1 pseudogene is annotated in these 670 nt (G+C 63.6%); it reads right to left on the reverse strand.

Annotated elements, in window-relative coordinates:
- Positions 1 to 64: 64 nt before the first annotated feature.
- Positions 65 to 670, reverse strand: a pseudogene (locus tag EOA38_RS38220) (arabinose ABC transporter substrate-binding protein); the annotation flags it as partial.

Raw genomic sequence — 670 nt, forward strand, 5'->3', positions numbered from 1 at the left:
GGGGGGGCGCCCCCGAAAAAAGCCGCCCGCCATGAAGCCACCAGCCATGGGGCCGAAGGAAAGCCTAGGACTTGCAACCGAGCGTATCCTTGAACTTGGCGAAGTTCTCGCCGCTGATCAGGGTGGCGTCCTGGAAATAGTCCTTCTGCATCTCTTTGCCGTTGGCCTGGTCGTAAAGCGCCTGGATGGCGGCCGCGCCATGCTTGGCGCTGTCCAGCCACATCGTGCCGCGGAAGCCCGAGGGCTTGCCGGCGCCGAAGGCCTCGCAGGAACGGGAACCGTCGATGCCGATGCCGATGACATTTTCAGGCTTCATGCCGGCATTCTCGGTGGCGCGCACGCCGCCGAGCACGCCGTCGTCGTTGCAGGAGAAGAAGATCCACTTCTCGGCGTCGGGATTGGCCGTCAGCGTCGTCGACACCACGTCGATCGAGTTGACCATAGTGTTGTCGTAGGGGATCGAGACGATGCGCGACTTGATCTCCGGGATCGCCGCCACCAGTGCCTCCTCGGCGCCCTTGTTGCGGCGCATGCAGGTGTCGGCCTTCTGGTCCTCGATCGAGCCGACACGCACTTTGGAAAGGTCCTTGTCCCAACCTTCGGCCTTGGCGATGCGGGCGATCTCGCCCCCCACCTGCTTGCCGATGTTTAGCGCGGTCATGCCGACATA

This window comes from Mesorhizobium sp. M1E.F.Ca.ET.041.01.1.1 (assembly GCF_003997355.1).
Lineage (GTDB): Bacteria > Pseudomonadota > Alphaproteobacteria > Rhizobiales > Rhizobiaceae > Mesorhizobium.